The 2,769-nt window shown below is 55.5% G+C and carries 3 protein-coding genes; all 3 read right to left on the bottom strand.

All coding sequences use genetic code 11. From position 1 onward, the window contains the following. Nucleotides 1–1,250, bottom strand: a 1,250-nt coding sequence (locus ACIQ20_RS16520; protein WP_395782251.1) for a TRAP transporter large permease subunit, incomplete at its 3' end; no start/stop codon positions are given. Between the two features lie 33 nt (nucleotides 1,251–1,283). Further along, on the bottom strand, nucleotides 1,284–1,946 hold the full coding sequence (locus ACIQ20_RS16515; protein ID WP_395782249.1) for a TRAP transporter small permease subunit: 663 nt from the start codon (nucleotides 1,944–1,946) through the stop codon (nucleotides 1,284–1,286). Beyond that, the coding region (locus ACIQ20_RS16510) for a TRAP transporter substrate-binding protein (protein WP_395782247.1) at nucleotides 1,943–2,769 on the bottom strand (827 nt) is incomplete at its 5' end. The genes ACIQ20_RS16510 and ACIQ20_RS16515, both read right to left, overlap by 4 nt.

Genomic DNA, 2,769 nt, shown 5'->3' with positions numbered 1-2,769 from the left:
AGGAAAAATCCTAAGATAAACATGACGAAAAAAGTGAACAGTAGCGCTCCGGTCAGGCCACCTGGAACAGCGGCCAGCATGCTTTCGACCCACTCATCGCCACCAAGCCCCCGGAATACCAAGGTGAATAGCGCAGCTCCAATCAGGATCGTAAACACCATCGCATTGATATCGGCGGTGGATTTTAGAGCTGGCCCAAGCGACTTGGCGTTATGCAGGGCCCAAAGTCCTGCGATCACAGCTGCGCCTGTGAACAGGCTTAATGTCACCGATACAAACAACACAAGTTGGCCCGAGAAGCTGGGTTGCGCGGTGAGGCTTGGGATATCGATAAACAAGCGAAATGCGACCAAAAGTGCCAGCGCTGCAGCACCGACCAATATGACCCGCACCAGAAAACTGCGCGGCCTGCCTGCGTCTTGTTCGATCCGTTGACCCGCGAGCATGGCTGCCCCCGCAGCGCCTACCGCAGCCCCTTCGGTTGCGGTTGCAATGCCGGCAAGAATGGAGCCTAGAACGGCTAAGATCAGCAATAAGGGGGCCAACAAAGCTTGGATCACGCGCGACAATTTGGGGTAATCGCCGCCGGCAGCAGGGGCTGCCTTAGGCTGACTCCACGCAATAAAGACTTGGTACAGCAGATAGAGCCCAACTAAAACGAGGCCGGGAATAATCGCCCCGGCAAACAAATCGCCTACAGACACGGCTTCGCCGCCTGACTTGCCCATTTCAATCTGCGCGCGCTGATTGGCATTGCCAATGACATCGCCCAGCAGGATCAAAACAATAGATGGGGGAATGATCTGGCCCAATGTTCCAGATGCCGCGATTGAGCCGGTGGCGATTTTCACATCATAGCCGCGCGCCAACATAGCCGGCAAAGCCAACAGCCCCATTGTAACCACGGTGGCCCCTACAACACCGGTCGAAGCCGCCAAAAGCGCGCCCACAAGTGTGGTAGAGTACAACAAACCACCCCGGAATCGTCCAAACAAGTCGCCCATGGTCGTCAATAGGTCTTCGGCAATCCGGGAACGTTCTAAAATCACCCCCATCAACACGAACAGCGGCACGGCAGTGAGAGTCGCATTTCCCATTGTGCCAAACACACGTTGGGGGAAGGCGGCAAAGTAAGAGGGTTGAAATACGCCAAGTGCCATGCCCAAAAGCCCGAAAGCCAGCGCCACACCTGCCAACGTAAAGGCCACCGGATAACCCATCATCAAAGCGATGATGAGGGTCAGAAACATGGCAATGTCTAAAATCCCGTGCAGGTCCATCTGTTACGGCCCTACATGATGAGCGGATGATGAAGAGTCCAACGCTTCAAGCCCGCGCCAGCGCAAGGCGGCATGTCCTGCATGAGCGACGCCTGCCATCAGCATGGTGACAGCAAAGATTGGCATGGCTGTCTTCAACAGGAACACAAATGGCAATCCGTCAGTCTCTGGACTCTTCTCGCCGATGCGCCAAGCCAACTCGACAACGGGGCCGCTATAGATCAGCAACAGCAACATCACCGGGGCCAGAAGGAGGCAAAAGCCGATTAGATCCAACAAGGCCTTCGTACGTTCGCTGACTTGCTCATAGACAATATCGACCCGAACATGCGCATTTGTAATCAAGGCGACAGGTGCCGCCATCAGAAAGCCAAGGGCGTGGGCATACATCACAGCTTCATTGAGACGGGTAAAACTCTCGCCAAAAATATAGCGCAGCAGCACAGTGGTCAGCATTCCAAACGCCAGCACAAGCAAGCACCCTTGGGCAAAACGGCCGAGCCAAGACGAAATATCCTCAGCAATCCCATTTAAAACGCGCTGGACCTTTGCCGCAGGCTCACCCCAGATTGCTGTGGCGAGAGGCGCAAATAAAAAGGGTGACAATCCGCCAAGAATGATGATGGCTATCGCCCCCAAGGGCTCGCCTAGAACCTGCGGACTCATGGGGCACCAAGGTTCAAATTGCGTTTGCGTTCGGCGAGATAAACCCCTTCAGCTTCTTCGCTCCAAGGTCGCATGGCGCGGTAGGCTTTAAGCCAGCTTTGATAAATGCGGCCAGCCAGTGGGTCAGCGGCACCTGCCTCAGCCCACATGACTTGGGCAATTTTGGCAGCTTCCTTCAAAACATCGTCGGGTAGGCGGCGCAAGGTGACCCCGTGTTGGGTCTTCATCGCTTCCATGGCCACGCCGTTCTGATAGGTGAATTCGCCGACGGAAATGGCGTAGCTTTCCCGGCAGGCCGCGCGCAGGATTTCTTGATGTACTTGGGAGAGCTTATCAAACTTGCCCTTGTTGACGCCCACCGCCAAGATCGCGCCGGGTTCTTGCAAGCCTGGTGCGTAATAATAGGGTGCCTCGCGATAAAAGCCTAAGCCAATGTCATTCCAAGGCCCTACAAATTCGGCCGCATCAATCACACCAGATTGTAGCGCTTGATAAATTTCCCCGCCGGGCATCGCCACAGCAGCGCCACCCAATCGCCGGATCATTTCCCCGCCAATGCCAGGTATCCGCATTTTCAGGCCTTTGAGGTCTGCCAAGCTTTTGATCTCGCGCTTGAACCAGCCGCCCGCCTGATGACACGTGTTTGCCGCTGCCATGGGCACAATGCCAAAGCCTGCCGCCAATTCTTCCCACAATGCTTGGCCACCGCCATGGTCGAGCCAGCCCATTTGCTCCATGGCTGTCATGCCGAAGGGCACGGCTGTAAAGAACGGATAGGCAGGGTTTTTGCCCTGCCAATAATAATCGGCTGAATGGTAGAGAT

It is taken from the genome of Aquidulcibacter sp. (assembly GCF_044346625.1).
Lineage (GTDB): Bacteria > Pseudomonadota > Alphaproteobacteria > Caulobacterales > Aquidulcibacteraceae > Aquidulcibacter.
The sequence above is the reverse complement of the archived record's forward strand: the minus strand, read 5'-3'. Positions and strand labels throughout refer to the sequence as shown.

What these genes read in the sequence shown, in the direction of transcription:
- ACIQ20_RS16515 (WP_395782249.1), bottom strand. Translation starts at nt 1,946, where the DNA reads ATGAGTCCGCAGGTTCTAGGCGAGCCCTTGGGGGCGATAGCCATCATC.